Below are 3,095 nucleotides of genomic sequence, written 5' to 3'. Positions count from 1 at the left end.
CGCTTGTAGTGCACTAGCCCCTCTCCCGCTTGCGGGAGAGGGGTTGGGGTGAGGGCAGCTCTTGCCTTTGATCCTCCCCGCATTCCCCACCACACAAAAAAAAACATCACCCACCTGTAACGCCAACCCAGCATCCGAGCGCTACGATTGCTCAATCCCACACCGCCACCAAAACCACCATGGGCACCTGGACCTGCAGCAACTGCAAGGAAGTCAACGAAGACAACTTCGACCAGTGCTGGAAATGCGGCACCCATGCCGACGGCGCGCCACCGCCACGCGACTATCAACCCGATGACGGCCGCAACTGGACGCAACCACCGCGCCTGATCGACTGCCCGCGTTGCCCCGGCATGCGCATGGAGTTCATCGGCCGCAAACGCTTCCACGAAGGCTCGCAGGCCATGCCCTTCCTGCTTGGCGATATCGGCGAACTGTTCGTCAACCGTGAGGAATTCGACCTGCATGCCTGCCCGAGCTGCGGCAAGGTGGAGCTGTTCCTGTCCAATCGCGTACGCTGAGCATCGCTCACCATCCACGGGCCGACGATGCGTTTCCAACGCTGCTTGATCCTGCTGTTCGTGGCGATGTACCTGCTGATGCTGCTCGGCGGTGCCGAGCTCAAACCCGGTTACTCGCCGCTGTCGCAATACATCAGTGAACTCGGCGCGACCGGCAGCGAACACGCCCGACTGATCAGTCTGTTCGGCTTCATTCCAGTCGGTGTATTGGCCGCGCTGCTTCTGTTCGCATTCGCGCCGATGGCCCCGGTAAGCGGCGCCAGTCGTTTCGGTTACTGGCTGCTGTTGTTCGAGCCGCTGGCATGGATAGGTTCCGCGCTGGCGCCCTGCGATCTCGGTTGCCCGTTCGGTGGCAGCTTGTCGCAATCACTGCACACCCTGCTCGGCGTGTTCACCTATCTGGGCACCGCACTCGGCCTGGTGCTGCTGGCAACCGCGCCGGCATTGCGTCCAGGTACACGCGCTTTCTGGATCGCGCTGGCAGGACTCTGGCTGTTGCTGTTCGTGTTGATGGGGCTGGAACCATTGCAGTCCTGGCGAGGACTACTGCAACGCCTGGCCGAGTGGAGTGTGTACAGCGCGCTGTGCATCGCTGCATGGCGCCTGAGCACTTCAGCTGCTGCCGACAGCGCGATAACACGCAGCCACGGATAGCGGGTGTACGCTGCGCTCCTCTTTCACCGGAGCATCCACATGAGCCACCGCAGCCGTCTTGCAGGTTTCATCATTGATTGTCAGGGCACCGACAGCGATGCCGCCGCCGCGTTCTGGGCGCCCGCACTCGGCCTGACCGCCAAGCCCGGCCATACCGAGAACGATGGCGCGCAGTACGCCGAACTAATCGGCGCACCAGCCGAGCTGCACGTGGAAGTGCAGCGCGTCGATCACGCTCCACGCGTGCATCTGGATATCGAGTCCGACGATATCGATGCAGAAGCCGACCGGCTTGAAGCACTGGGCGCACGCCGCATTGCCAAGGTCAAACGCTGGTGGGTGATGGAAGCGCCAACCGGCCATCGTTTCTGCATCGTGCAGATGCACCATCCAGAACGTGGCGCAACGCCCACTACCTGGAAGTAATACTTTTTTTCACGACAGCCTGCGTTGTGATGTGTTGGAATGCCGCTCCAAATCAAGGAGTGGACAGCATGGGTTTGATCACCGGAATGGTCGTGGGCGGTCTCGGCGGCTTGGCAGCCATCAACATCCTGGCGCTGATGGCAAAGAACAGCGGCAGGCCGCATGACCTCACCACCTTCAGCTCCGATGAGAACGTGCTTGCCAAAGTCGATGCATGGGCAACCGAACATGGCTACGGCCTGGTTCGCGACATCGATGGCACCCGCGTCTATCGCAAGGGCAACAACATCCTGACTTCACCGATGTACATGGAAGTCACCCAGGATGGAAACAAATACAGCGTCAAGAGCTATACCCAGATCAACGGCTTCATCCTGCGCGGTGATCTGGCGCTCACTGGCGATACCTTCATCGCCAAGCTGCCGCGCTCAATGGCCAAGAAGGCGCAGAACAATTTGTTCGCGACCTTGAACGTGCCCGGCCTGCCGTGATCGCGGAACACCGCGTTCTTCGCCCGTAAGCCCCGACGCAGCGATAATGAGCGGTCTCCGCCCACCGGAACCGCAGCAATGACTTCATCCTCTGCTTCTCTACACGGGGCACGTGTCCTGGTTGCCGGTGGCAGCCGGGGCATTGGTTTGGCCATCGCCCAGGGCTTTGCCCGCGAAGGTGCGAAGCTCAGCATCTGCGCACGTGGCGCGCCCACGCTGACCCAGGCTGCCGACGTACTGCTACGCGATGGCGCAGCTGCCGCGCACACGCAGCAATGTGATCTCGCTGATCCGGCGCAGATCCAAGCCTGGATCGATGCTGCTGCCGCCGAGCTGGGAGGCATTGATATCCTCATCAACAATGCCTCCGGCTATGGCAACGGCAATGACGATGCCAGTTGGCAGGCCGGTTTCGATATCGACCTGATGGCCGCGGTGCGCGCCAACCGCGCTGCCCTGCCGCATCTGCGCCTGAGTGCGATGCCGGCCATCCTCAACATCAGCTCGATCAACGCCTCGGTACCGACACCACGTGCGGCGGCTTATTCCGCTGCAAAGGCGGCGTTGAATTACTACACCACCAGCCTGGCCACCGAGTTGGCGCGCGAGCGCATCCGGGTCAACGCACTGGCACCGGGCTCGATCGAATTCCCCGGTGGACTGTGGGAGCAGCGCCGCAGCAGCGCCCCCGAACTCTACGAACAGATCCGCGCCAAGATCCCGTTCGGCGGCTTCGGCAATGTCGAGGATGTGGCCACTACCGCCGTATTCCTGTGTTCGCCAGCAGCACGCTGGATCACAGGCCAGGTGCTGGCGGTGGATGGCGGGCAGTCGTTGCCAGCTTGATAGCGTTGTGAGACCTGCTGTTTGTAGGAGCGGGGGGGGGGGGGGGGGGGGGGGGGGGGGGGGCGGGGGCGGGGCGCGGCCGCGGGGGGGGGGGGGGGGGCGGCGCCGCGCCCCCCCCCCCCGCCCCGCCGCGCCCCCCCCCCCCCCCCCCCCCCCC

General features: G+C 63.4%; 5 protein-coding genes. All 5 read left to right on the top strand.

Annotated elements, in window-relative coordinates; all coding sequences use genetic code 11:
• Positions 1-179 precede the first annotated feature (179 nt).
• The 5 genes from ACVOK8_RS19080 to ACVOK8_RS19060 all read left to right on the top strand — a co-directional run bounded on the left by ACVOK8_RS19080 (position 180) and on the right by ACVOK8_RS19060 (position 2,938).
• Entirely contained in the window at positions 180-521 is a 342-nt protein-coding gene (locus tag ACVOK8_RS19080) for a hypothetical protein (protein ID WP_481568188.1), read from the top strand.
• A gap of 27 nt (positions 522-548) precedes the next feature.
• Positions 549-1,175, top strand: coding sequence for a DUF998 domain-containing protein (locus ACVOK8_RS19075; RefSeq protein WP_481568187.1), 627 nt, complete (start codon positions 549-551; stop codon positions 1,173-1,175).
• A gap of 39 nt (positions 1,176-1,214) precedes the next feature.
• The gene (locus ACVOK8_RS19070) at positions 1,215-1,601 is read left to right on the top strand and encodes a VOC family protein (protein WP_481568186.1); all 387 of its coding nucleotides are present in this window, start codon (positions 1,215-1,217) and stop codon (positions 1,599-1,601) included.
• A gap of 68 nt (positions 1,602-1,669) precedes the next feature.
• On the top strand, positions 1,670-2,092 hold the full coding sequence (locus tag ACVOK8_RS19065) for a hypothetical protein (RefSeq protein ID WP_481545820.1): 423 nt from the start codon (positions 1,670-1,672) through the stop codon (positions 2,090-2,092).
• A gap of 78 nt (positions 2,093-2,170) precedes the next feature.
• Positions 2,171-2,938: an SDR family NAD(P)-dependent oxidoreductase gene (locus tag ACVOK8_RS19060; protein WP_481568185.1), complete on the top strand. Its 768-nt coding sequence runs from the start codon at positions 2,171-2,173 to the stop codon at positions 2,936-2,938.
• Positions 2,939-3,095: the final 157 nt, after the last annotated feature.

The sequence above is a fragment of the Stenotrophomonas sp. STEN083 genome (assembly GCF_056759195.1).
Note: the sequence above shows the minus strand (reverse complement) of the source record. Positions and strands in the feature narration are given on the sequence as shown.